This window comes from Phenylobacterium sp., assembly GCF_036402295.1.
Taxonomy (GTDB): Bacteria; Pseudomonadota; Alphaproteobacteria; order Caulobacterales; family Caulobacteraceae; genus Phenylobacterium.
In genome coordinates, this window is the sequence record NZ_DASWTE010000326.1 from 1 (window position 1) to 2,047 (window position 2,047).

General features: G+C 72.3%; 3 protein-coding genes. All 3 read left to right on the plus strand.

The genetic code is table 11. The features are described 5' to 3' along the window. Window positions 1-7 precede the first annotated feature (7 nt). The 3 genes from VGD44_RS19540 to coaE are packed head-to-tail and all read left to right on the plus strand — an operon-like array spanning window position 8 to window position 2,021. Window positions 8-589 carry a Maf family protein gene (locus VGD44_RS19540; RefSeq protein ID WP_331090053.1) on the plus strand — a complete coding sequence of 194 codons (582 nt, stop codon included), beginning with the start codon at window positions 8-10 and terminating at the stop codon, window positions 587-589. After that, window positions 586-1,431, plus strand: coding sequence for a shikimate dehydrogenase (gene aroE, locus VGD44_RS19545; RefSeq protein ID WP_331090051.1), 846 nt, complete (start codon window positions 586-588; stop codon window positions 1,429-1,431). Before VGD44_RS19540 ends, aroE begins: the two co-directional genes overlap by 4 nt. Then, entirely contained in the window at window positions 1,428-2,021 is a 594-nt protein-coding gene (coaE, locus tag VGD44_RS19550) for a dephospho-CoA kinase (RefSeq protein WP_331090052.1), read from the plus strand. Before aroE ends, coaE begins: the two co-directional genes overlap by 4 nt. The last annotated feature ends 26 nt before the right edge of the window (window positions 2,022-2,047 follow it).

The window sequence follows — 2,047 nt, forward strand, 5'->3', positions numbered from 1 at the left end:
GACCGTCATCCTGGCGTCGAAGAGCGCAGCCCGGCGCGCGGTCCTGGACGGCGCCGGCGTGCCCTACGAGGCGCTGGTGGCCGGCGTCGACGAGGACGCGGTGAAGGCCTCGCTGCTGGCCGAGGGCGCGGGGCCGCGCGACATCGCCGACGCCCTGGCCGAGCTGAAGGCGATCCGGGTGTCGCGCGGACGGCCCGAGTTCGTGATCGGGTCGGACCAGACCCTCGATCTCGACGGCGAGCTCTACGACAAGGCCGAGAGCCTCGAGGCGGCCCGCGACCGGCTGAAGCTGCTGCGCGGCAAGACCCACAAGCTGCACTCGGCGGTGGTGGTGGCCAAGGAGGGCGCGCCGATCTGGCGCGAGGTGATGACCGCCAGCCTGACCATGCGTGACTTCTCCGACGCCTTCCTCGAGGACTACCTGGCGAGCGAGGGCGAACACGCCCTGGGTTCGGTGGGCTGCTACCGGCTGGAGGGGCCGGGCGCGCAATTGTTCTCGAAGATCGAGGGCGACTATTTCGCAATCCTGGGCCTGCCGCTGATGGGCCTGCTCGACCTCCTGCGCCGGCACGGGGAGCTTGCCGCATGATCACGGGCAAGACCGCGGTGGCCGGGGTGACGGGCAACCCGATCCACCACAGCCTGTCGCCCATCCTGCACAACGCCTGGCTCGCCGCGGCCGGGATCGACGGCGTCTATGTGGGCTTCGATCCGGGCGCGTATGGGTTCGAGCGGCTGGTGAACGGGTTCCGGGGCGGCGCGGTGCGCGGGATCAACGTCACGCTGCCGTTCAAGGAAGAGGCGCTGCGCCTCGCCGACGAGGCCACGGAAGCGGCGCGGCGTGCGGGCGCGGCGAACGTGCTCCTGTTCCCGCCCACGGGCCGGGTGCTGGCGGACAACACCGACGGCCTGGGCCTGCTGCGCGCCTTCGAGGTGCAGGCGCCGAACTGGAGCGCCGACCGCGGGCCGGTGACGGTGCTGGGCGCCGGCGGCGCGGCCCGGGGCGCGGTGGCGGCGCTGCTGCTGGCCGGCGCGCCGCAGGTGTGGGTGGTGAACCGCACCGTGCAGAAGGCCGAGGCGATCGCCAGGGCGCTGGGGCCGAAGGTGAAGCCGCTGCCGCTGCCCCACGCCGTGGGGGCGCTGCGGGATTCCACGGCCGTCATCAACGCGACGTCGGCGGGCGTGGGGCCAGGCGGCGGGCTGGACCTGCCGCTGGAGACGACGCCGGACGGCTGCGTGGTGATGGACATGTTCTACAAGCCGGTGGTGACGCCGTTCCTGGAGCAGGCGCGCGGGCTGGGGCGGCCGATCGTGGACGGGCTGGAGATGCTGATCGGCCAGGCGGCGCCGTCGTTCGAGGCGTTCTTCGGCCGGTGGCCGCCGGCGGAGGTCGATGTGCGGAAGCTGGCTCTGGAGGCGACCGGCCAATGAAGATCATCGGCCTCACCGGCTCCATCGGCATGGGCAAGTCGACGACCGCGGCGATGTTCCGCGAGGCCGGCATCCCGGTCTACGACGCCGACGCCGAGGTGCATAAGGCCTACGACGTGGGCGGGGCCGCGGTGGAGCCGGTGGGCGCGGCGTTTCCCGGCGTGGTGAAGGACGGCAAGGTCGACCGCGAGGAACTGCGCAAGCGGGTGCTGGGCGACCCCGAGGCGCTGAAGGTGCTGAACGGCATCGTCCACCCGATCGTCGGGCGCGCGAGGACCCGGGTGTTCGAGGAAGCCGAGGCCATCGGCGCCGACATGGTGATCCTGGACGTGCCGCTGATCTTCGAGACCGGCGGCGAGAAGAACATGCACAAGGTCATCGTGGTCTCCGCCCCGGCCGACGTGCAGCGCGAGCGCGTGCTGGCCCGCGAGGGCATGACCCCGGAACGCCTGGACGCCATCCTGGCGCAGCAGGTCCCGGACGCGGAGAAGCGGGCGCGGGCGGACTACGTGGTGGACACCGGGCGCGGGCTGGAGGCGGCGCGGGCGCAGGTGGCGGCGATTATCGAGGATCTGCGGAAGGAGGGGTGAACGCCGACCCTTCCTCCCCAAAGCTT

Coding starts and splice junctions, on each gene's coding strand:
- aroE (WP_331090051.1), top strand. CDS start 586: ATGATCACGGGCAAGACCGCGGTGGCCGGGGTGACGGGCAACCCGATC.
- coaE (WP_331090052.1), top strand. CDS start 1,428: ATGAAGATCATCGGCCTCACCGGCTCCATCGGCATGGGCAAGTCGACG.